Origin of the sequence: Kitasatospora sp. NPDC050463 (genome assembly GCF_040655255.1) — a bacterium.
GTDB lineage: Bacteria > Actinomycetota > Actinomycetes > Streptomycetales > Streptomycetaceae > Kitasatospora.
The window spans coordinates 50,739-72,673 of the sequence record NZ_JBFAJO010000032.1 but is presented as its reverse complement, the minus strand read 5'-3'; the positions used below and the strand labels follow the sequence as shown (position 1 = coordinate 72,673).

Sequence of the window (21,935 nt, the reverse complement as noted above, 5' to 3'; positions counted from 1 at the left end):
GTCCGGACGACCTCCTCGGCCACCTTCGGACCGGCCCCGGCCCAGTCCACCGCGCGATCGGCCCTCACTCCGGGGACCGGTCGGGCCCCACCGCTCCCGGTGGGGCCCTTCTTCGGTCCGCTACGCCGCCTGGGCGCAGTCGGGGTGTCCCCAGCCGTCCGGGTTCTTGGCGATCGGGTCGCCGACGGCGTAGGAGCGGCCGCAGCGGCAGGAGCCGGGGAACTTGGCCTTGGTGCGGCCGCCGCCGGCCTTGGCGCCCGCCCGCGCGCCGGTCCTCCCGGCGGCCTGGGAGCCGTCGCGGGAACCGGCCTGGCGGGTACGGGTCGACGGCGCCGCGTCGGTGCGGGGAGCGGGCACGACCGCGTCGAAGGAGGTGCCGCCCGCGGGCTGCTGGGCCACCGCCGCGTCGCTCGCCGCCCGGTCGGCGACGGCGTTCAGCGGGTCGCCGTCGACCTGGTGGGCGGCGACGTGGACGAACTCGACGGCCCGCCCGGCCAGCAGCGCGTCGATCGCCACGATCAGGTCCTTGTTCGCGACCGGCGTCCCGGCGGCGGTCTTCCAGCCCTTCCTGCGCCAGCCGGGCAGCCACTGGGTGACCGCCTTCATCGCGTACTGGGAGTCCATCCGGACCTCCAGCGGCGCGCCGGGCTCGACCGCTCCCAACAACTCCTTCAGCGCGGTCAGTTCGGCGACGTTGTTGGTCGCGCGGCCGAGCGGCCCCGCCTCCCAGCGCCCCGGCCGGCCGTCGGCGTCGGCGATGACCCAGGCCCAGGCGGCCGGGCCGGGGTTGCCCTTGGAGGCGCCGTCACAAGCGCCGATGATGCGTTCTGCCATGCAGCGATCATGCCAGGGCCCCGCAGGTCCGCGCACATACCGGGTGGGGAGGGCGGCGCAGCCGGGACGAGCGATTCGTTCAAGACCCGGCGGCACCGGGCGCTCGACACTGGCCCGCATGACCGAACGAGCCTTCACGCCCGCACTGGGCCGCCTCGCCCCGACGCGCTTCTACGACCCGGTGATCGCCCTGATGCGCGAACGCCTGTGGCGCGCCCTGACCGCCATGCACGCCGCACCGCGCCCCGAGGACGTGATCGTGGACGTCGGCTGCGGCACCGGCTCACTCGCCCTGCTCCTGCAGCGGATCGAACCGCGGGCCCGCATCGTCGGCGTCGACCCCGACCCCGACATGCTGGCCCGGGCCCGCCGCAAGAGCGTGCCCGGCGACGCCGCCCCGCAGTGGGAGCTCGGCATGGGCGACGCCCTGCCGCAGCTCCTGGGCACCGGCTCGGCGAGCACCGTCGTCTCCAGCCTGGTGCTCCACCAGTGCCCGCTCGCCACCAAGCGGGCCGTCCTCGCGTCGATGTCCGCGGTGCTGCGCCCGGGCGGCCGGCTGGTCATCGCCGACTACGGACGTCAGCGCACCGCACTGATGCGCCTGGCGTTTCGCACCGTCCAGCTGGCGGACGGCCGGGAGGACACCCAGCCCCAGGCCGACGGCGTGCTGCCCGAGCTGATCCGCGAGGCCGGGTTCCGCGAGGTGCGCGAGGCCGAGGTCGTCCCCACCATCAGCGGGTCCGTCTCCGTCTACACCGCGCGCCGCGGCTGAGGCGCGTAGCAGGGGCCGCACGGCCGCCGGGGTGAGTCCGGTCATCTCGCGCAGCTGCCGGCTGAAGTGCGCCTGGTCGGCGAAGCCGCCCGCGACCGCCGCCTCGGCCGGCGACCGGCCCTCGCCCAGGGCCTGCGCCGCGCGGGCCAGCCGCTGCCAGATCCGCCAGCGGGTCAGCGGCATGCCCAACTGCCGCTGGGCCAGGGCGCGGAGGCGCTGGGGCGAGAGTCCGACCCCGGCGGCGAGGGCCGGCATCGGGATCGGGTGCCTGACCAGTCGGTTCATCGCCAGCCGTAGGCGCGCGTCCACGCTCCCGGACGGGCGCGCGCCCGTGGTACGGAGGTCCTCCTCGCCCAGGCCGTTCAACTCGGGGGTGGCGGTGATGCCGGGGCCACAGCGTTCGCGCAACCGGTCGGCGAAGGCGCTCTGCGGCTCGACGAAGAAGGTGAGCACGTCTCCCGTCGTCGCCATGCGGTGGCGCACCATCGGCGCCACCACCAGCGCCGCGGCACGGTGGCGTCCACCGTCGGCGTCGACCATGGTCACTTCGCCGGACGGCGCGAGGGCGACCTGGAAGGCGGCGTGGGCGTGCAGGCCGCCGTCCGCCGACGGACCCCGGTAAACCGCGTAGCCGTCCCGGACGGCGAAGTACGCCGTCGGTCGTTCCCCGTCCTCCATGCCGCGATCGTGCCAGAGCCGGGGCCGACCCGCCGAAGGGGAGGGCCCACCGAAGGGGCCGGCCCACCGAAGGGGAGGGCCCACCGAACCGGGACGGCCCGCCGGCCACCGCGGGGCCGACCGGTCAGCCGACCGGAATGCCCGGGTTGACGACGCCCCGGCCGCCGGTGACGGTGTTGTCGGCGGTGACGGTGGTCGGGCAGGACCCCGGCGCGTAGGCGGTGACGTCGATCGCGTACCGGGTCGGGCCGGTGGCCCCGGTCAGGTCGGAGCGGTTGTTGCGGAAGACCGTGCCGCAGCCCCAGCCGGCCGCCTGGGAGTGGGTCTGGAAGCCGTCGTTGCGCGTCCGCACGCCCGAGTTGTTCTCCACGACGTAGTCGTTGCCCTTCACGTCGACCCAGGAGTCGTCGTAGTTGACGTCGGTCAGCCCGTTGCCGTCGAAGGTGTTGCCGGAGATCAGGCCCCCGGTGGTGCCCTCCTTGAGATCGATGTTCTCCCCGCCGATGCCGGGGCCGATCACGTTGTTCAGGATCCGGACGTGGTCGCTGTGGTCGGTGAGCGTGTTGGCCGTCCCCACGTACACCCCCTCGCCCTTGCCGTCGTGGGCGGTGCCGGTGTCGCGGACGGTGGAGTTGCGCAGCACGCCGTAGCTGCTGGAGTTGCGGAAGTGCACGCCCTCCATGGTGACGTGATGGACCGTCACCCCGTCGATCTCGACGTGGTCGGCGGCGTCCACCATGATGCCCTTCTGGGCGCCGGTCACGGTGACGCCCCGCACCGTCCAGTACGCCGCGCCGTTCAGGTGGAGTCCGTTGCCGCCGCCGGTGGTCGTGGTCAGCACGGCCTTCGGCGAACCGGTCAGGGTGATCCGGGCGGCGGCGGTGCCGGGCGTCGTGGCCTTGAAGTTGCCCTTGTAGGTGCCGTCGGCGAGCCGGATCGTGCGGCCGGGAGCGGCGGCGGTCAGTGCGGCCTGGAGCTCCTTGGCGGTGGCGACCTCGACCACGCCACCGGCGGCACTGCCGCTCGCGCCGGCCACCGGGGCGGCGCCGGCCGGGGCGGGCAGCAGGGTGAGCGCGACGGCGCCGAGGCCGAGCGCGGCGGCCAGTGCCGGGGTGCGGGCCGGCCGGCGGGCGGAAAGGTACGTCATGACGGGTCGCTCCGTGGGGGTGAGAGCGGGTCAGGGACATGTGCACGTTCAATGTGGACTGGACCACTGCGGATCGTCAATGGCCCGCACCCGACGGCCTGACGAAACGGGCCGGACGACCTTGGTCCGACGGATGGTTGACGAACGGTCACGGGGGGTAGTTGCTCCGCCACCACCCGCATCCGATTCAAGGGGCAGCAGCATGGCCGAGCAGGCCGACCTCATCTTCCACGGCGGCGCCATCGTGACCGTCGCCGACGGGCCGGCGCCGGAGGCCGTCGCGGTCAAGGACGGGCTCATCGTCTTCGTCGGCGGTCTCGACGAAGCGGTCGACCGCTGGAAGGGGCCGCAGACGCGGTTGCGCGACCTGGCGGGGCGGGCGCTGCTGCCGGGCTTCGTCGACGCGCACGGGCACCTCGGCGGGATCGGGCTGCAGGCGACCATCGCGAACCTGCTGGCCGCGCCCGACGGGGACGTCACCGACATCGCCTCGCTCCAGGACAAGCTGCGAGCCTGGGCCGAGAGCCCGGTCGGCGGGGACTCCGACTGGATCATCGGGTTCGGCTACGACGACGCCATGCTCGCCGAGGGCGTACACCCCACCCGTGACGAGTTGGACGAGGTCTCCACCACCCGGCCGGTGCTGGCGATCCACCAGTCCTTCCACCTGGGCGCGGTGAACAGCCTGGGACTGAAGCGGCTCAAGTACGGCGCCGACACCCCTGATCCCGAGGGTGGGGTCATCCGCCGCCGGGAGCTGGCCGTGCCGCCCTCGTACGGCGAGCCCGACGGGGTGCTGGAGGAGAAGGCGTTCAACCCGGCCGCGGACCAGGCGATGGCCGGCCTGCCCGAAGCCGCCCTGCTGGCGCTGTTCATCAAGGGCGCGGAGTCGGCGGCACGGTTCGGCTTCACCACCGTGCAGGAGGGCGGGACCAGCCTCGTCAACCTCAAGGCCCTACGGGACACGGCCGCCGCCGTGCCGTTCAGGATCGACGTGGTCGCCTACGTCAAGGCCGACCAGCTCGCGGACGCTCCGGAGGAGGACCCGGTCGGGGCGAGCCCGGAGTACGTCAACGGCGTGCGCGCGGCCGGGGTGAAGCTGGTCCTGGACGGTTCGCCGCAGGGCCGCACCGCCTGGCTCACCACCCCGTACCTGACGCCGCCGCCCGGCAAGCCCGAGGGCTACTGCGGCTACCCCGCCATCGAGGACGACGGTACCGTCCTGAAGCAGGTCGCAGCCGCGTACGCCAAGGGCTGGCAGGTCCTGGCGCACGTCAACGGGGACGCCGCGATCGACCAGTTCCTCAAGGCCGTCGAGGGCGCCGCCGAGGTGGCCGGCCCCGGCGACCGGCGGACGGTGGCGATCCACGCGCAGACCGCCCGAGCGGACCAGGTCGAGGACTTCGCCCGGCTGGGCGTCATCCCGTCCTTCTTCTCCATGCACACCTACTACTGGGGTGACTGGTACCGCCGGACCGTCCTCGGGGAGGAGCGGGCCGCGACCATCTCACCGGCCCGCTGGGCGCTGGACCAGGGCCTCGCCTACACCTCCCACCACGACGCCCCGGTGGCACTGCCCAACTCGATCGCGATCCTCGCCAGCCAGGTCACCCGGCGCACCCGTACCGACGGCGTGGTCGTCGGCCCCGAGCAGTGCGTCGACGCCCTGGACGCCGTCCGCTCGATCACCGTCAACGCCGCCCGCCAGTACTTCGAGGAGGACCGCAAGGGCACCATCGAGGTCGGCAAGCTCGCCGACCTGGTGATCCTCAGTGCCAGCCCGCTGGCCGTCGAGGCCGAGGAGATCAAGGACATCACCGTCGTCGAGACCATCAAGGCCGGCGACACCGTCCACCCGCTGCCCGACCGGAAGGCCGGTGGCACGGCCCTTCCCGCCCGTCCCGGCGAGCCCCAGTGGGGGTGCGGCTGCTGAAGGCCTGCCGGGAGGGCCTGCGCCGGGCGGCAAGGGCGCGGCAGCCGTCGCGGCAGCCGTCGCCGGAGGCCCGTCCGACGAGGACGCGGCAGCGTCCGCCTCGGGACGGGCGACCCTGCCGGCGGGCAGGCGGGTGCGACGGGCGGGGGCAGCGCATCGGCTGCGGCCGCCCGGAACGATCGTCGACCGGGTGCCGCACGGGGGCGGCCCGGCGTGTGAGCCGCCGCCGAGTCGAGCGGCGGCGGGTGGGGCGAATGGCGGCGACGGAGCCGCCGGCAGCCGGGCGGGGGGCGGTCTCAGCCCTCCGGCAGCTGCTCCTCGTGGTCGGCCACCCCGGCGGGCTCCAGGAACGGGGCCCGCTCGACGGGCTGCAGGTGGTGGCGCTCGGTCTGGACGGGGACGGTGGCGGAGGGCTCGGAGAAGGGCTGCCACAGGGGGCGCAAATCGGCGGTCATGATCGCCAGTGTGCCAGCCCCGACGCCCTCGCGGCGCATTCCCCCACCCGGATCGGCCGGGCCGGCCCGCTGCGACCGCCCGCCGGGGCGGTCGCGGGGGGTACGGATCCGGCCGTGGAGCGGCGGCCGGGGCTCGCGGTGCGCCTCGCCCCCGCCCCCGGTCCAGCCCCGGTCCAGCCCCGGTCCAGCCCCCGGCCTCACCGGCCACCGCAAGGGACGAGGCACCGGCCCGAGGACCGATGACCGGCGCCGCACACACCGTCGCGGTACTACGGCATGAGGTCGAGCGGTCGCAGGAAGCGACGCTCGTACCGCTTGATGCAGCGGGTGGTACGAGCCAGTTCGAAGGCCTCCTGGCACTCCGGGTCGGTCATGCTGTCCGTGCGGTACTGCTCGTACGCGGCGAAGCTGGGAAAGGAGAAGAGGGCGTAGGCGATGTCGCTGTCGCCCTCGCTCGGCAGGAAGTAGCCGTGGTGAGTGCCGCCGAACCGGTTGACGAGCCCGACCCAGCGGCGGCCGTACTCCTCGAAGTCCGCAAGCTTGTCGGCGTCGATCTCGTACTTCAGATGAATGGTGATCATGCCCACATGAAAGCGGGCCCGCCGTCCTGGAGCAACGGCCGGGCCCCGAGGCGATCAGCCGCCTCGGTGCTGTCGACTCCGGGTGGCCCCTACAGCTGCTCGAAGTGGAAGGAGCGGATGAAGCAGTCTCGTGGCTGACCGATCGCGAACAGGACGCAGTCGAGCACGGACCGGGCGGTCAGCGGGTCGCCCTCCGTCCGGGGAGCGTGATCCCAGGTGGAGTGGAGCGGGTCCCCGTCGGTGAAGTCCGGCGGGTAGAGCGAGATGACGCGAATGCCCTCGGGGCGGAGCCGGTGGGAGAGGATGTCGGCGAAGCCCGCCTGGGCGGCTTTGGCGGCGTAGAACGCGGGGTGTGCCGCGGAGCGGTGGTCCCGGGCTTCCGCGGCCGAGGAGACCAGATTGACCACGTCCGCGCCCATGGACGCGCGCAGCAGCGGCAGGAAGTGTTTCACCGTCAGCAGGGTGCCCGTGGCCCCGGAGGCGATGGTGTCGGTGATCGCGTCGTCGTCGGCGTCCAGCAGATCGCTGCCCTGCAGGTAGCGGGCGCCGTTGTTGACCAGCACGTCCACCCGGTCGGTGTGGGCGGTGACTCCGTCGGCGAAGGCCCGCACGGAGGCCGGGTCGGCCAGATCGCAGGCGAACGCGTCGGCTCTCACACCGCTGTCGACCGCCATCTCGTCGGCCACTCGCTCGGCTGCGTCCAGCGAACGCGCGGACAGGAACACCCGCGCACCCAGCCGACCTGCCGTCAAGGCCAACGCCCGCCCGAACCCGCGCCCGGCCCCGGTCACCACCACCGTGCGCCCGGTGAGATCCACGCGCACACCTCCTTCTGCGCTTGGTTGATCACCGCGAGCGTAGCCGCGCAGCCCGAGGCGCCGGCGTGCTCCCCCTCGACCGCCGGGTGGGTGCCGGGGGGGGTGGACGGTGGCGGTCGGGTGGCCCTCCCCCGACGGACGACGGGTGCCGCCGGGATGCTACCCACCGGTAGGATGGCGCCGAACCTGCACGGAGGCGGCAGCACAGGCAGCAGGCGGGACGGGGACGATGGGGATACGGCTGCTCGGGCCGGTCGAGCTGCGGCTCACGGACGGCGAGGCCGCCGCGGTCAGCGGTGCGAAGCAGCGGGGGGTGCTCGCGCTACTCGCGCTGGAGCTGGGCCGGACGGTGGCGGTCGAGCGTTTCTTCGAGCTGCTGTGGGGCGACAAGCCGCCGGCCCAGGCGAAGGCGGCGCTGCAGGGACATGTCGCGGCGCTGCGCAAGGTACTGGCCGGTTCGGGGTTCACGCTGGCCACCCGCGCGCCCGGCTACCGGCTCGACGGCGATCCCGAGGCGGTCGACGCGCTCGCCGCCGGGGCCCTGGCCGCGCGGGCCGCCGGGACGGCCGACGACGCCACCGCCGCCGAACTGCTCCAGCAGGCGCTCGGGCTCTGGCGCGGCGCGGCCCTGACCGATCTCCCGGCCACCCCCTTGTGCGCCGCCCTGGCCGACCGGCTGGACGAGAGCCGGACCGAGGCGCTGACCGGGTGGGCCCAGCGGCAGCTGCGGCTCGGACGCGGCCACACGGCCGTCCCCGCGCTGGAGCAGCGTGTCCGCGCGGACGAGCTGCGCGAGCCGACCGTGGCCCTGCTGATGCGTTGTCTGCACCAGAGCGGCCGCGGGCCGGACGCGCTGCGCGTCTACCACCGGGCCCGGGCCCGGCTGGACGAGGAGCTCGGCGTCATGCCGGGGCCCGCGTTGCAGCAGGCCCTGGCCGAGGTCCTGGCGGTCCGCGCGGACGGCCTCGACGCCCCCGCAACCGCGCAGGCAGCGGCACCGGCAGCGGGCAGCGCCGCGGCCGCACCCGGCGGGACCGCCGTCGCGCTGTCGGCGGCCGTCGGTGACCTGCCCGGGCCGCCCCGGGGGTTCGTCGGCCGCACGGCGGAGAGCCGCTGGCTGGACCAGCAGTGCGGACCGGACCGGACCGGGGACGGCCTGACCGTGGTGGCCGGCCCCGCCGGGGTGGGCAAGACCGCGACGGTGCTGCGCTGGGCCCACCGCGCAGCGGCGGCCTTCCCGGACGGCGTACTCTTCACGGACCTGCGCGGATTCGATCCCGCCGGTCCGGGCGACCCGGCCCAGGCCCTGGGACGCTTCCTGCGGGCGCTCGGCCTTCCCGAGCAGGCGATCCCGGAGGACCGGGCCGCGCGGGCGGCCCTGTTCCGCGACCACACCTACGGGCGCCGGCTGCTCGTCGTGCTGGACAACGCGCGAGCTGCCGCCGACGTGGCCGACCTGCTGCCGTCCGGCCCCGGCTGCGTCACGGTGATCACCAGCCGGAACAGCCTGGAGGACCTGGTGGTGACCGACGGCGCCGCGCTGCTCCGGCTCGCCGCCCTGCCGTCCGCCGACGCGCACCGCCTGTTGGAGCGCCTGCTCACCGCCGAGCGCGTGGCGGCGGAGCCGGAGCCGGCCGGGCGGCTGATCGATCTCTGCGACCGGCTCCCGCTGGCCCTGCGGATCGTGGCCGCCCGGCTCGCCGCGCGCCCGGGCTGGCGGGTCGCCGACCTGGTGGACGAGCTGACCGACGAGAGCACCCGGCTGGCCGCCCTCGGCACCCAGGGCGGGGCGGTCAGCGTCCGGGCGGCGCTCACCCTGACGCATCATCAACTCCCTGACAGCGCGAGACGTCTACTCGCACTGCTGACCGTTCACCCGGGGAGCACGGCCGACCCGCACGCGGCCGCCGCGCTGCTGGACACGGACGCGGAGGGGGCCCGGCACGCGCTCGGCTCGCTCGCCGCGTACCACCTCCTGTCGGAGCAGACGCCCGGCCGCTTCGGCCGGCACGATCTCGTCCGGCTCTACGGCACCGAGCTGTTCGACCGGCTCTCCCCGCAACGGCAGCGGGAGGCGTTCCAGCGCCTGGTCGACTACGAGCTCGTGGCCACCGGCCTGGCAGTGCGGCGGGTGAACCCGTACCACGAGCCGTTCCGGCCGCCGGGGCCCGGGCCGCGCGCGCTGCCGCGGCTCGGCGACGTCCGGTCGACGCTCGCCTGGTGCCACGCCGAGGAGCCGGTGCTCCGCGCGCTGGTGGCGGCCGCGACCGATCGCGGCGAGTACGAACGCGCGTGGCGCCTGGCCCGGTCCGCGTCGATCCTCTACTACGGTGCCGGGCGCGTCGCCGACCGGCTCGACTGCCTGCGGATCGGGCTGCGGGCCGCCCGGCTGGACGGCGGCCGGGAAGGACTGGCCGCCATGGAGGCGGCGACGGCCTGCGCGCTCGGCTCCGGCGGACGCGTCGCCGAGGCGTTGCCGCTCGCCGGACGGGCCGTCGCCCGGACCACGCCGGACGACGGCGAACTGCACATCCACGCCCTCTCCGTGCGCTCCTCGATGGCCGCCCTGTCCGGCGACCCGGTCGAGGCGGACCGGATCGCGCGGACCGCCCTCGCCCTCATCCGCGCGAGCGGGCTGCGCGAGCACGCCGCCACAGTGCTCAGCAACGCGGCGGCGATCAAGGTGGTGCTGGGCGAGCCGGTGGCGGCGCTGGAGCACGCCCGCGAGACGCGCACCCTGCTGTCCGACCGCCCGACGGCCAACGCCCACCTGTGGGCGATGGTCAGTGAGGCTCTCGCCCGACAGGCGCTGGGAGAACCGGAAGCGGCCGAACGGGTCTGGCGGGAGGCCCTGCACCTGTGCGGGTCGAGCGGCAACGTGCGGCTCCACGCGCTGGCGCGGCGTCACTTCGCCGACTTCCTGGCGGGGACGGGACGGACCGAGGAGGCTCGCGACCACCGTCGGACCGCGGGCGAACTGTACACCGCGCACGGAGACGTCCGGCTGGCCGAGGAACTGGACGGACAACTAGCCAGGACCGCGGGCCACCGGACGACGCCGAGCACGGCCACCGCCGAACCCGGCTCCCGTACCGGCGGCGACATGCGGATCGCTTGACACCAGCTCACCGGAGGCGACATGACCGCCCATCACCTGAACTGCGCCACCATGTGCCCCTTCGGAGGCCAGCTGCTGCTGGGCAGCGGCGGACCGCTGGTCGCACGGCTGACAGCCCACTGCCTGCTGGTGGAGAGCGCGGACGCACTCATCCTGGTCGACACCGGATTCGGGACCGGTGACGTCGCGGACCCCCGCCGGCTCGGGCGGTCGCTCCTGTGGACGGTCCGGCCCCGGCTCGACCCGGCGGCCACCGCAGTGCACCGGATCCGCGCCCTCGGCCACGATCCGCGCGACGTCCGCCACATCGTCCTCACCCACCTCGACCCCGACCACGCCGGCGGAATCGGTGACTTCCCGCACGCCCGGGTGCACGTCCTCGCCGACGAGCTCCGGGCCGCCGAGGCCCTGGCGACCCGCGGGGAACGCGACCGCTACCGCCCCGTCCAGTGGGCCCACGGTCCGCGCTGGGTGGAGCACCCGCAGGACGCCGCCACCGAGGACTGGTACGGCTTCCGCGCGATCCCGATACTGCCGCGCGAGACCTCCGACGTCCTCCTGGTCCCGCTGCCGGGACACACCCGGGGTCACTGCGGTGTCGCCGTCCGCGAGGCGGACCGCTGGCTGCTGCACTGCGGCGACGCCTACTTCTCGCACACCGACGTCGACCCCGCCTCGCCCCGCCGACCGCCCGCGCTGACAGCCTTCCAGCGCATGATGGCGGTCGACAACGGCGCCCGCCTGCACAACCGGGAGCGACTGCGCGAACTGCGTCGCGCGCACCACGACGAGGTACGGCTGATCTGCGCCCACGATCCGGCCGACCTCGACCCGCGCCCGGCGCCTCGAACCGGGGCGCGCCGGAGCTGAGCCCCGAGCCGGTCCGAGCAGGTCTGAGCTGGTCCGAGCTGGTCCGAGCAGCTCTGAGCAGGTCCGAGCAGCCGGTCGGCCAGCCGATCAGCCGGTTCGCTTGCGGCGCTCGGGCCGTCGTCACGGCCGCCGGCGTCAAGCACGCTCGATCCTGAACGGCGGACGGCGCCCGTGGGGCGCACTGGCAGGTGTCGCACTCCCGGGTGTGATCTCGTCCGCCCCACCCACCGACGCCCTACGGCTGTCGCCGCTCCGGCGCCGAAGAATAGGTTGTTGCCGAACAGTCACGTCAGATCGTGCGCAGAGCCCGTGTCGGCCCCGCTGAAGGGGGCTGACGAAGCATCGGGCACGCGTGGGAATCCAGCATCGACCACCACCTAGCTGAGGAGAATTCCATGCGGGCCAAAAGGACCACGGCCGCGTTGGCCGGACTTCTGCTGACTGCCGGACTTTCCGTCACGCTGGAGTCCTCCGCGCAAGCGGCGGCTTCGTGCGAGGGGACCTACACGATCGTCGTCGGCGGCACCGGCAGTTCGTGGAACAACGACAACTTCACCGGCAACATCCAGCAGCACGTCGGCTACCCGACCCAGATCCCCAACGGCACCAGCGCCCGGGCGGGCGTCAACGAGCTGAACCGGCTGGTGCGCGACCAGCGCAACGCGTGTCCGGGCCAGCACGTCAAGATCGGCGGGTACTCCCTGGGCGCCGCAGTGGTGCACACCTGGGTCACCGAGAACTGGCAGACCTTCGACAACGTCAACGCCGTCCTCGTCTCGGACCCCAAGCGCCAGGGCCCTCCCGGCGCCAACGGCGGCGCAGTGCCGTTCGGCGGCGTCATCGGTGCTCCGCTCGCGGGCGCCGACAAGTTCTTCGGCAACGTGCCGGTCAAGACGATCTGTCACTGGGACTACGTCTGCGACGAGTCCGCCGGCATCTGGACGTACCCGCAGAACCACGTCAACAACTACCCCAACGACTTCGACATGGACCACCACAACGACAGCGCCAACGAGGTCTGGTACAACGGGGCCTGGTATCCCGCGTAGCACCCGCCACCCGCCGGCGGCCGGTCCGCTCACGCCGGTACGCTCCCCCGGACCGGCGGCTGCTCCGCGTCCTCCCCGCCTTCCCGTTCTCCTCCGGTTCGGCGCCCGACAACCGGGTACCCGCGACGAGGGAGGGAGGTGGCCATGATGACCAGACCCACACCCCCGAACCCGGACACCGAACCGTTCCCGCACCCGGCTCCCCGGCCGCGCCCCGGCGAGGAACCCGACCCCGTGCCGCCGCCCGTGCCGCCGTTCCCGGACCCCGATCCGGCGCCGCCGCCGCAACCCGACCCCGCCGGGGTGTGACCGGCCGGGCCGCCCACTCGCGCGCCGGGGTCGAGGAGGACGTCCTCCTCGACCCCCGCCCGGCCCCCGCGGCGCGGCGGGGGGCCGTCACCGGGGGATTGGGGCCAGGCGCCGATGTGCGCCCGCCGCGTCCAGGACGGGCGGCCCCACCGCCCTGCGCCGCAGGGCGGCGTCGGAGACGGCCCACCGCATCTCGGCGACGCCGGCGGCGGGGAACAGTGACCAGAGCAGGGCGACGGCCCCGGTGACGAGCGGCGCCGCCACACTGGTGCCGCCGAGCGGGGCCTGCCCGTGGCCGGTGGCCAGGCTGACGACTAACTCCGGCCGTCCTGTCGTGCGGGCCATCAGGGCGGTGAGCGCCACCAGCTCCAACGGGGCGGGCAGCTCCGGCGGGGTGATCGCCCGGACCGGCCCACCCGCTCGGGGGTCGCCGCGACAGTCGGTCATCGGAGGTCCATGGTGCGTACCGGACTTACTCCCGACACATCCGTTCCACACCACCACCGTAGACCGTTCGGCAGCGATCCGGCACCGGAGCCCGGCCTCCGGCCACGCCGTCCCGGCGGTGGGGTGCCCGCTGCGGGCGACGGGGTCACACTGGGACATATCTGCCGTTCCCCCGGCTGGAGGCACCCATGAGCGACCTCAAGTTCGAGCAGAAGGCCTCGCTGTCACGTCTGGAAGCCGCCGACCGGCTCACCGCGCTCGCGGAAGCACTGAGGCACGGCGGCAACGCCGAGTTGGACCTGGGCCCCGGGACGCTGACCCTGCGCATTCCCGACGACCTCCGTACCGAGATCGAGGTCGAGGTCGGGGACGGAGAGATCGAGCTGGAGGTCGAATTCAAGTGGCGGACCGCGTAGGCCGATCCGACGCCACCGCTGCGACTCCGGTCGGGTCGGCTCCTCGACCGACCGCCGACCGGCCGACAATGGGCCGCGCCGCCAGGCCCCGCCCCCTGACAGCCACGGCCGTCGACGCTCCCGAACGCGTCTGGTACGCCGCGTACGGCTCGAACATGTGCACCGAGCGGCTGGCCTGCTACCTCCGCGGCGGACGGGCGCCGGGTGGTTCCCGGACCCACTCCGGCTGCCGGGACGCGCGGCCACCCGAGCGGGCCGAGCCGGTGGTGCTGCCCGGGCTGCTGTACTTCGCCCTGGAGTCGGCGGTCTGGGGCGGCGGGATGGCCTTCTACGACCCGGCCGGGGTGGGCGAGGTGCCCGCGCGCGCCCATCTGCTCACCACCGGGCAGTTCGGCGACATCGCCGCGCAGGAGATGCATCGGGAGCCGGGATCCGAGCTCCTGCTGGCCCGCGCCCTCGGCGTCGGCCGGGACCGGCTGGGGCCGGGCCGGTACGAGACGCTGGTGTGCCCGGGCTTCCTCGACGGCATCCCGGTCCTGACGTTCACCGCGCCCGACGCTCTTGCCGATGCGGACCTGGCGACACCACGCGCCGCCTATCTGCGCACCATCGCCGCCGGTCTCGTCCAGGCGCACGGCTGGAGCCTCTGGCGGGCCGCCGACTACCTCAGTACCCGCCCGGGCGCGGCCGCACGGTGGAGCCCGGCCACCCTGCTGTGGGCCCTGGAGGACATGGCCGGCGGCGGCTGAGGCGCTCTACTCCGGTGGCGGAACCCCGCCGCGCGCCGCGACCGGGACCGGGACCGGGACCGCCCGCGCGGACCGTCACCCCCGCGTGCACGACCCGCTGCGGTCGCGCGGGCCGGCCGCCCTCCCGGCGGGCACAGGAATGGTGAACGCCCTTGCGGGGAAAGGGTGTTCAACGAACTGCAAATGGTTCAGACCATTGACGCTTCGGGGCCGCGGCTCCTACGGTGGGACCACACCGACCTGGCGCAGGCATGCCAAGAGATCCACGGCCGCCGCACCCCCACGCGCGCGCCCTGCGTCGGGCGCACACTCCATCCACCCCCACGGAGGAGCACCATGCGCAAACGTCATCTCGCGATCGCGGCCGCGGCCGCGATCGCGCTGCCGTTCACGCTGGCCCTGCCGGCGCAGTCGCACGGCTTCATCAACCTGCCGCCCAGCCGGGCCGCACTCTGCGGCGCGGGCGTCGTCACCAACTGCGGCGACATCCAGTGGGAGCCGCAGAGCGTCGAAGGGCCGAAGGGCTTCCCCACCCGCGGACCTGCCGACGGCACCATCTGCGCCGGCGCCGACGCGCGCTGGGCTCCGCTGGACGCCCCGCGCAACGGCAACTGGCCGACCACCGGTGTGACGGCGGGTCAGCAGCTCACCTTCACTTGGAACATCGAGGCCAGGCACGCCACGACCACGTTCAAGTACTACCTCACCAAGCCCGGTTACGACGCGACCCAGAAGATCACCCGGGCCAACCTGGACCTGACCCCGTTCCTCACCGTCAACTACAACGGCCGCCAACCCGCCGCCACGACCACCCACACCGGCACCCTGCCCACCGGCCGCACGGGCCACCACGTCGTCCTGGCGGTCTGGGAGATCGCCGACACCGCCAACTCCTTCTACTCCTGCACTGACGTGAAGTTCTGATCTGACGTCAGTGCCGCGCCGACGCCCGTCGGCCCCCTGCCCTGCACACCCGTCCGAGACCCCGGTCCGAAACTCCGGCCGGAGACCCCGGTCCGGCGCCCTCTCCGCGAACGGCGAGGGCGCCGGACCGGGCGCGCTCGACCGACCCGCTCGACCGGACCGCCCGGTGCGTTGCCCCGTTTCAGGATCGGGCAGCACCGCGCCGGCCCCCGTGACGCGGGGCATCCCACCGGTGCCGCCGCCCATCGTCGACGGTGAGCCGCCACCGGGCCGGCCTCTGCAACGGTCACGGCCGACTGTTACCCAGCCGATGGGCGACCGTGACACGACCTCCCGGGGACCGCGACAAGGCCCTCCTACTGTCGGTCAGGACGCGCCGCCCACACCGGCCGGCCGCGTACTGCAACAAGGAGAGACGCCGTATGTCGAAGCACCGCTCCACCCGCACCACCAACTCGACCGCCCGCCGAGCGCTGGCGGGCTGCACCATAGCGGGCGCGGCCCTGTTCGCCACCGTCTCCGGTGGCCAGGCCTGGGCCGACGGGGTCCGCACCCCGTCGCCCACCGCCCCGGCCGTCGACAACCCCGACCAGCCCGGACCGGTCGCCACCCCCACCGCACGGCCCTCCCAGGCGGCACCGGCCGTCGCCACGTCCACCGCACGGCCCGGCGACCCCAAGGCCCCCCAGGCGGCACCGGCCGTCGCCACCCCCACCGCCGCCCCGAGCCGCGGGCCGGTCGTCGCCACGCCCACCGCCACCCCGAGCAGCGGCCCGGTCGTCAGGCCGGCCGACGGCGCCCAGCCCAGCCAGGGCCCGCAGGTCACGACCGTGCCCCAGGGCGCCGCCCAGGCCGGAGACGGCAGCGGCACCCTCGACGACGCCGGCACCAGGCTGATCGGCGGCAGCGCTGCGGCCGCCGTCGGCGCGGGTGCGCTCGGCTTCGCCCTGCTGCGCCGCCGGTCCGGTGCGCGCGGCTGATCCCGGTTCCGGGCACCGCGACGGCTCGGCGGCGGCAGCCGCTCCCGCCGGGTCCCCCGTCGTCCGGCCCGCGTACGACGCCGTACGCGGGCCGGGCGACGGTCCCGGCCGGGCCGGAGCCGGGCCCGGAACCGACCACGAGACGCGGCCGACCGCCGACCGCCGACGGCCGCTGCGGGCCGTCGGCTCCGGGGCGGCCGGCGTGCGCCGGGCCGCTCTCGGCGCCGGTGGCGTGCTCTGCCTCGTCCTCGGCGCCTCGGTGGCACTGTCCGGCGGGCAGAGCCCGGTGGTGCGCATCCAGCCGTCCGTGAACCACGCGGACCCGGCCGGCTCGGCAGCCGCCCCGGCCGCCGACCGGACCGGCGGGTCGGCTGCGGCCACCGGGGCGGCCACCCCGGCGGCGCGGCCCTTCGCCGCGTCGGCGCCGACCAGACTGCTCATCCCTTCGGCCGGGGTGGACGCCCCGGTCTCCGGGCTGGGGCTGAACCCGGACGGCACGGTCGAGGTGCCGTCCTCCGACCGGGCCGGCGAGGTCGGCTGGTACCGCAACGGGCCCACGCCCGGGGAGACCGGACCGGCCGTCCTGATCGGGCACTACGACACCGCGCACGGCCCGGCGGTCTTCGCCGGGCTGCCGAAGCTCCGCCCGGGCGACCTCGTCCGCGTGCAGCGAGCCGACGGCAGCACGGTGGAGTTCAAGGTCCGCGCCCTGCTCCAGGCGGGCAAGGACCGGTTCCCGACCGAGACGGTATACGGCAACACGGCCGCCCCCGAGCTCCGGCTGATCACCTGCGGGGGCCGGATCGGCGCGGACGGGCACTGGACGGACAACATCATCGTCCTGGCCGACCTGGTCGCCCCGGGCGGCCCGACCGGCTGAACGGACCGGCTGAACGGGGTCGCCGTCGCGCACAACACGTGACGGCGGCCCCGCCCGGCCGGGGCGCGTTGCGCGCAGCCGGCCGGTGCTCCGGCGGAACCACCCGGTACCGTTCGAGCGACCTACCACCCGTGGCCGGAGCGGCGCATCACCGCAGACCAGGAGGAGAACGAGCACCGTGGCAGCAGCACTCCCACCCCGCCGAGGGCCGGCGGCGGCGCGCGGATCCGCCGTCGCCCTCCTGGGCCTGCTCGTGGCGCTGGCCGGGTGCGCGTCCCCCGGGGAGCTGCGGGACGGCGGGGCGGCCCGGGCGGTGACGCCGCCACCCGTGCCGCAGCCGCTCTGGCCGGGCCTGGCCGCCGCCCCGTCACCGACCTCCCCGGCCACGGCGACGGCCGGCCGCACCGAGCCGCCACCGACGCCGGTACCGGACGTCGCCGTCCCCGGCCCGGACCTCACCTCGGTGGACCTGCGCGGCCTCCTGGCCAAGGACCCGGCCGTGACCGCGGACGAGCGACGCGCGCTGGCCGGCTGCCCGGACTGCGAGGTCCGCAGCCCCGAGTTCCGCGACCTCACCGGTGACGGCCGCGCCGAGCTGCTCGCCGCGGTCGTCACGGGCGGCTCGGTGGTCCTGCACGTCTACACCCTCGGCGGCGGCGGGGTGGTGCCCGTCCTGCGGGTGGCCGTGCTGACGGGCTTCAGCGCCGAGACCGTCGCCGGCGACCTCTGGCTGCACGAGCAGAGCACCGTGTTGTCCCGCAAGAGCAGCCACTACCGCTGGGACGGCGCCCGGCTCTCCCTGCTGGAGCAGCGGGTCCAGGCCATCGGACCGATCGCGGAGCCCGGTCAGGGCGTCGCCGCGACCGCCGATCCGACGATCACCGCCCGGCCGAGCTCCGGACCGGCCCCGGCCAAACCCGCCGTCTCGCCGCCGACCGAGGCCGTCACGCCCCGTCGCACCGGCGAACCGCAGTCCGTCCCCCGTCCTCCCGCGGCGGCCCCGACCGCGGCGACCCCGACCGCGATCCCGGAACCGAGGCCATGACCGCCGCCGCCCCCACCCACCCGCACATACTGATCGTCGAGGACGACGAGGTGATCCGTGAGGCCACCCGGATGGCCCTGGAACGCTACGGGTTCCCCGTCAGCACGGCCGCCGACGGGCTGGAGGGACTGGAGGCGTTCCACACCGCCCGACCCGACCTGATCCTGCTCGACGTGATGCTGCCGCTCCTCGACGGCGTCGGCCTCTGCCGGCGCATCCGCGAGGAGAGCCAGCTGCCGATCCTGATGATGTCGGCGCGCACCGATCCCGTCGACGTCGTGTCGGGGCTGGAGGCCGGTGCGGACGACTACGTCGTCAAACCGTTCGAGAGCGCGGTGCTGGTGGCCCGGATCCGTACGGTGCTGCGCCGGGTCCGGGTGGTGCCGGCCACCGAGGCGACCACCACCGGCGCACCGACCGCGCCCAGCCCCACCACCGGCGCACCGACCGCACCGACCGCACCCACCGGCACGCTGGCCGCGGGCGCCGGGGGGCCGGTGGTGGCCACGGCGGCGGAGCCCGGGCCGACGCCGGCCGCCCGCGCGGTGCGCGCCATCGACGGCCTGGAGGTGGACACCGACAGCATGGAGGTCCGGGTGGACGGCCGCCTCGTTCCGCTCACCCCGACCGAACTGCGGCTGCTGCTGGAGTTCACCGCCGCGCCCGGCACCGTGCTGGAACGCTCCGTTCTCCTCGAACGGGTCTGGGACTACGACTGGGGCGCCGACACCCGGGTGGTCGACGTCCATGTCCAGCGGCTGCGCGCCAAGATCGGCTCCGGCCGGATCGAGACCGTGCGCGGCTTCGGCTACAAGCTGCGGCGCCCGGCATGACCCTGCGCCGCCAGATCGCCACCGCCGTCGCCGCCATCTCCGTCCTGGTCGCGCTGAGCGTCGGCCTGCTGGTCCACCAGGCGATGGTGCGCCAGCACGTCGACCAGGCCCGCCGGTCGGCACTCGGCGCGCTCGACTCCGCCCTCGCCTCCTACGGCCGCAGTGGCGAGGTCGCCCGCCAGGGCTCCGCGCTCGACGACCCGGCGCTGCCGTCCCGGCTGCGCGCGCTCGCGGCGCAGGGCCGCCAGGGTTCCGTCCTGGCCACCGGGCCGCAGGGCGAGGCGATGTGGGCGGCCGGGCCCGTCGAGGGCGCGGTGCTCTCCGTCCGGGTGGACTTCACCGCGGACCGCAGTGCCATCGCCGACCTCGACCGGATCATCCTGATCGCCGTCACCGCCTCGGTCTTCACCACCGTCCTGGCCGGCGTGCTGGTCGCCGACCGGATCAGCCGCAGGCTGCGCACCGCCGCGACGGCCGCCCGCGAGATCGCCGCCGGACGGACGGACACCCGGATCGGCGAGCTGGGCGACGGCCGGGACGAGGTCGCCGACCTCGCCGCCGCCGTCGACTCGATGTCCCAGGCGCTGCACCGCCGGCTGGAGAACGAGCAGCGGTTCACCGCGGACGTCGCCCACGAGCTGCGCACCCCGCTCACCGGGCTGGTCACGGCCGCCGAACTGCTCCCGCCCGGGCGGCCCACCCAACTGGTCCGCAACCGCGTCCAGGCGCTGCGCTCCCTGGTGGAGGACCTGCTGGAGGTCTCCCGGCTGGACGCGGACGCGGAGACGCCGTACCTGTCGGCCGTGCCGCTCGACCGGGCCGTCCGGCGGACGGTCGGGATCACCGGCCTGACCGTCACCCTGTCCGTGCGGGCCGGGGGCGACGCCCCGACCGGCCGGCTGACCGGGCCGGGCGGCCGTCCCGAGGCCGGCGCCGGTGGACCGGTGGTGCGGACCGACCTGCGCCGGCTGGACCGGATCCTGGCCAACCTGCTGGTCAACGCCGACCGCCACGGCCACGGCCCGGTCCTGCTGAGCGTGGACGGGCTGCGGATCACCGTCCGCGACCACGGCCCCGGCTATCCCGACGACCTGCTGCAGCACGGCCCGCAGCGCTTTCGCACCAGCGTGCGCGAGCGCGGGCGCGGGCACGGTCTCGGCCTCACCATCGCCGAGGGCCACGCCCGGGTGATCGGCGCGGAACTGACCTTCGCCAACCACCCGGACGGCGGCGCGGTGGCGACCCTCGTCCTCCCGCCCGGCACCGACGCCGAGCACACCGACGCCGAGTGCGCCGACGACGCCTCCGACGGTCTCGGCCTGCCGGACGGCGCGCACCCCTAGGCGCCGACGGGTCCCGTCGCACGGCGTTCGGCGCCGGCCGGCCAGCGGTGGCGGCATGGGCGGCCGCCGGTGGCGAGGTGGTGCCGGTGGAGCACCCCGCTACTCGGCGCTCCTCGGCATGACAACGGGCAGGCCGCGCACCGCGGTTCCCCCTACCGCGGGATCCGCCGACCGGCGGACACGACACCGGGCACCCCGGCCGCTCGGCGCGGTCGAGGTGCCCGGGAGTCGGGAAGCCGTCGGTCAGCCGTTGCTCTTGCTGAACGCCTCCAGCCAGGCGAGCTTCGGGCCGAAGAGACCGACCGAGGCCTGGCCCGACGAAAGACCGGACTGCGACGAAGGCTGCGGGCTCTCGCCGTGCGCCAGCGCCACGGTCGGCACGGCGACTACGGCCGCGGCCGCCAGAACCGCGGTGACGGCGAACTTGCCAAGGTTTCCACGAACGGACATCTCACGCCTTCCAGGCCATCTGCTCTCAACCCGCCCTCGTGGCCGGGCCGGGCCCGGAACGGGCCCCGGAGACGCCCGGTGAGGGGCACCCGGCAAACGTTTGTACACGAACGCGGGGCGTCCGCCCGATTTGCCACCCGAGCGGTACGAACGGGTGACAGACATGCCCCGGGCGGGTGAGGAGGACGGGCGAACGGCCCAGTCGGGTCGGGGGCCGGCCACCGGCGACCCGCCGCCCGTCCTTCCGGTCCCCGGGAGGAGCCGAACTCCCGTTGTGCTCGTCGCCGGCGTCCTGCCAGGATCGGATCAACCCGACCCGGGTCCACTTCAGGGGGATTACCGTCATGGCAGCATCATCCGCAACCGCACTTCCCACCCCCGGGCACGGCCCGGCCGCCGTACCGGAGCTCCCGCAGATCAGGCACCGCTTCGCCGAGGTCGACGGCCTGCGGATCTTCTACCGGGAGACCGGCCCGGCGGACGCACCCGTTCTCCTGCTGCTGCACGGATTCCCCTCCGCCTCGCACCAGTTCCGCCGCCTGTTCGACGCGCTCGGCTCCCGCTACCGCCTGATCGCCCCCGACTACCCCGGCTTCGGGCACAGCGACAGCCCCGCGCCCGGCGACTTCAGCTACCGCTTCGACACGTTGGCCGACGTCGTGGAGGGCTTCTGCCAGGCCCTCGCCCTCGACCGGTTCGCGCTCTACGTCTTCGACTTCGGCGCCCCGGTCGGCCTGCGGCTGGCCACCCGCCACCCCGAGTGGATCACCGGCCTGGTGGTCCAGAACGGCAACGCCTACGAGGACGGACTCTCCGACCTGGCCCGGGAGTTCATCGCCAACCGGCACGGCGTCGAGGGCGCCGCCGAGCGCGCCCGCGCGATCCTCACCCTGGAGATGACCCGCGGCCAGTACGAGGGCGGCACCGGCGACCCGGAGCTGGTCTCCCCGGACGGCTGGACGCTCGACCAGCACTTCCTCGACCTGCCCGGCCGCAAGGACATCCAGGTCGAACTCGCCCTCGACTACCACAGCAACGTCGCCCACTACCCCGCCTGGCAGGAGTGGCTGCGCACCCACCGGCCGCCCACGCTCGTCCTCTGGGGCCGCAACGACGCGTTCTTCACCGAGCCCGGCGCCCGCGCCTTCCTGCGCGACGTACCGGAGGCCGAGCTCCACGTGCTGGACACCGGGCACTTCGCGCTGGAGGAGCTGTTGCCCGCCATCGCCCCGCTGATCGACGACTTCCTCGCCCGCACCCAGAAGTAGCGCGCCCACCGCGGGAAGCCGGGAGGCCGGGAGCGC

21 protein-coding genes and 1 pseudogene are annotated in these 21,935 nt (G+C 74.8%); 14 read left to right on the top strand and 8 right to left on the bottom strand.

The genetic code is table 11. The features are described 5' to 3' along the window. Positions 1–120 precede the first annotated feature (120 nt). Positions 121–834: a ribonuclease H gene (locus AB0J08_RS21165; protein ID WP_360636178.1), complete on the bottom strand. Its 714-nt coding sequence runs from the start codon at positions 832–834 to the stop codon at positions 121–123. A gap of 118 nt (positions 835–952) precedes the next feature. Here AB0J08_RS21165 and AB0J08_RS21160 point away from each other — a divergent pair, with 118 nt between their 5' ends. Next, complete coding sequence (locus AB0J08_RS21160) at positions 953–1,606, top strand: methyltransferase domain-containing protein (protein WP_360636175.1); 654 nt, start codon at positions 953–955, stop codon at positions 1,604–1,606. Between the two features lie 27 nt (positions 1,607–1,633). Here AB0J08_RS21160 and AB0J08_RS21155 read toward each other — a convergent pair. Both AB0J08_RS21155 and AB0J08_RS21150 read right to left on the bottom strand, forming a co-directional pair. After that, positions 1,634–1,861, bottom strand: a pseudogene (locus AB0J08_RS21155) (helix-turn-helix domain-containing protein); the annotation flags it as partial. A gap of 547 nt (positions 1,862–2,408) precedes the next feature. Continuing rightward, positions 2,409–3,431, bottom strand: a complete 1,023-nt coding sequence (locus AB0J08_RS21150) for a right-handed parallel beta-helix repeat-containing protein (RefSeq protein WP_360636172.1) — start codon at positions 3,429–3,431, stop codon at positions 2,409–2,411. A gap of 202 nt (positions 3,432–3,633) precedes the next feature. On the opposite strand from AB0J08_RS21150, the gene AB0J08_RS21145 reads away from it, so the two are divergent. Next, complete coding sequence (locus tag AB0J08_RS21145) at positions 3,634–5,364, top strand: amidohydrolase family protein (protein WP_360636169.1); 1,731 nt, start codon at positions 3,634–3,636, stop codon at positions 5,362–5,364. A gap of 296 nt (positions 5,365–5,660) precedes the next feature. On the opposite strand, the gene AB0J08_RS21140 is transcribed toward AB0J08_RS21145, so the two are convergent. The 3 genes from AB0J08_RS21140 to AB0J08_RS21130 form a co-directional block, all read right to left on the bottom strand. Then, complete coding sequence (locus AB0J08_RS21140) at positions 5,661–5,819, bottom strand: hypothetical protein (protein WP_360636166.1); 159 nt, start codon at positions 5,817–5,819, stop codon at positions 5,661–5,663. A 269-nt stretch (positions 5,820–6,088) separates the two neighbouring features. Then, positions 6,089–6,400, bottom strand: coding sequence for an NIPSNAP family protein (locus AB0J08_RS21135; protein WP_360636163.1), 312 nt, complete (start codon positions 6,398–6,400; stop codon positions 6,089–6,091). Between the two features lie 89 nt (positions 6,401–6,489). After that, positions 6,490–7,218, bottom strand: coding sequence for an SDR family oxidoreductase (locus AB0J08_RS21130; RefSeq protein WP_360636160.1), 729 nt, complete (start codon positions 7,216–7,218; stop codon positions 6,490–6,492). A 229-nt stretch (positions 7,219–7,447) separates the two neighbouring features. Here AB0J08_RS21130 and AB0J08_RS21125 point away from each other — a divergent pair, with 229 nt between their 5' ends. The 3 genes from AB0J08_RS21125 (at position 7,448) to AB0J08_RS21115 (ending at position 12,255) form a co-directional block, all read left to right on the top strand. After that, complete coding sequence (locus AB0J08_RS21125; RefSeq protein ID WP_360636157.1) at positions 7,448–10,336, top strand: BTAD domain-containing putative transcriptional regulator; 2,889 nt, start codon at positions 7,448–7,450, stop codon at positions 10,334–10,336. A 21-nt stretch (positions 10,337–10,357) separates the two neighbouring features. Then, positions 10,358–11,206, top strand: a complete 849-nt coding sequence (locus tag AB0J08_RS21120) for an MBL fold metallo-hydrolase (protein ID WP_360636154.1) — start codon at positions 10,358–10,360, stop codon at positions 11,204–11,206. A gap of 395 nt (positions 11,207–11,601) precedes the next feature. Further along, entirely contained in the window at positions 11,602–12,255 is a 654-nt protein-coding gene (locus AB0J08_RS21115; RefSeq protein ID WP_360636151.1) for a cutinase family protein, read from the top strand. Positions 12,256–12,651: 396 nt separating this feature from the next. Here AB0J08_RS21115 and AB0J08_RS21110 read toward each other — a convergent pair whose 3' ends face one another. Next, positions 12,652–13,011, bottom strand: a complete 360-nt coding sequence (locus AB0J08_RS21110) for a S8 family serine peptidase (RefSeq protein ID WP_360636147.1) — start codon at positions 13,009–13,011, stop codon at positions 12,652–12,654. A gap of 188 nt (positions 13,012–13,199) precedes the next feature. Between AB0J08_RS21110 and AB0J08_RS21105 the strand changes: the two genes are divergently transcribed. The 8 genes from AB0J08_RS21105 (at position 13,200) to AB0J08_RS21070 (ending at position 20,181) form a co-directional block, all read left to right on the top strand. Further along, entirely contained in the window at positions 13,200–13,427 is a 228-nt protein-coding gene (locus AB0J08_RS21105) for an amphi-Trp domain-containing protein (RefSeq protein WP_360636144.1), read from the top strand. Positions 13,428–13,582: 155 nt separating this feature from the next. Further along, the gene (locus AB0J08_RS21100) at positions 13,583–14,176 is read left to right on the top strand and encodes a histone deacetylase (protein ID WP_360636141.1); all 594 of its coding nucleotides are present in this window, start codon (positions 13,583–13,585) and stop codon (positions 14,174–14,176) included. Positions 14,177–14,512: 336 nt separating this feature from the next. Further along, positions 14,513–15,100 carry a lytic polysaccharide monooxygenase gene (locus tag AB0J08_RS21095; protein WP_360636138.1) on the top strand — a complete coding sequence of 196 codons (588 nt, stop codon included), beginning with the start codon at positions 14,513–14,515 and terminating at the stop codon, positions 15,098–15,100. A gap of 422 nt (positions 15,101–15,522) precedes the next feature. Beyond that, complete coding sequence (locus AB0J08_RS21090) at positions 15,523–16,080, top strand: hypothetical protein (protein WP_360636135.1); 558 nt, start codon at positions 15,523–15,525, stop codon at positions 16,078–16,080. After that, on the top strand, positions 16,067–16,960 hold the full coding sequence (locus AB0J08_RS21085; protein ID WP_360636132.1) for a class F sortase: 894 nt from the start codon (positions 16,067–16,069) through the stop codon (positions 16,958–16,960). The genes AB0J08_RS21090 and AB0J08_RS21085 overlap by 14 nt, the downstream gene beginning before the upstream one ends. A 178-nt stretch (positions 16,961–17,138) precedes the next feature. Beyond that, positions 17,139–18,005, top strand: coding sequence for a hypothetical protein (locus AB0J08_RS21080; RefSeq protein ID WP_360636129.1), 867 nt, complete (start codon positions 17,139–17,141; stop codon positions 18,003–18,005). Continuing rightward, entirely contained in the window at positions 18,002–18,838 is an 837-nt protein-coding gene (locus tag AB0J08_RS21075; RefSeq protein WP_360636126.1) for a response regulator, read from the top strand. The genes AB0J08_RS21080 and AB0J08_RS21075 overlap by 4 nt, the downstream gene beginning before the upstream one ends. After that, positions 18,835–20,181, top strand: a complete 1,347-nt coding sequence (locus AB0J08_RS21070) for a HAMP domain-containing sensor histidine kinase (protein ID WP_360636123.1) — start codon at positions 18,835–18,837, stop codon at positions 20,179–20,181. Before AB0J08_RS21075 ends, AB0J08_RS21070 begins: the two co-directional genes overlap by 4 nt. Positions 20,182–20,424: 243 nt before the next feature. Here the strand turns inward: AB0J08_RS21070 and AB0J08_RS21065 are convergent, their stop codons facing one another. Beyond that, positions 20,425–20,631: a hypothetical protein gene (locus tag AB0J08_RS21065; protein WP_360636120.1), complete on the bottom strand. Its 207-nt coding sequence runs from the start codon at positions 20,629–20,631 to the stop codon at positions 20,425–20,427. A 344-nt stretch (positions 20,632–20,975) separates the two neighbouring features. Between AB0J08_RS21065 and AB0J08_RS21060 the strand changes: the two genes are divergently transcribed. Continuing rightward, positions 20,976–21,899, top strand: coding sequence for an alpha/beta hydrolase (locus AB0J08_RS21060; protein WP_360636117.1), 924 nt, complete (start codon positions 20,976–20,978; stop codon positions 21,897–21,899). The last annotated feature ends 36 nt before the right edge of the window (positions 21,900–21,935 follow it).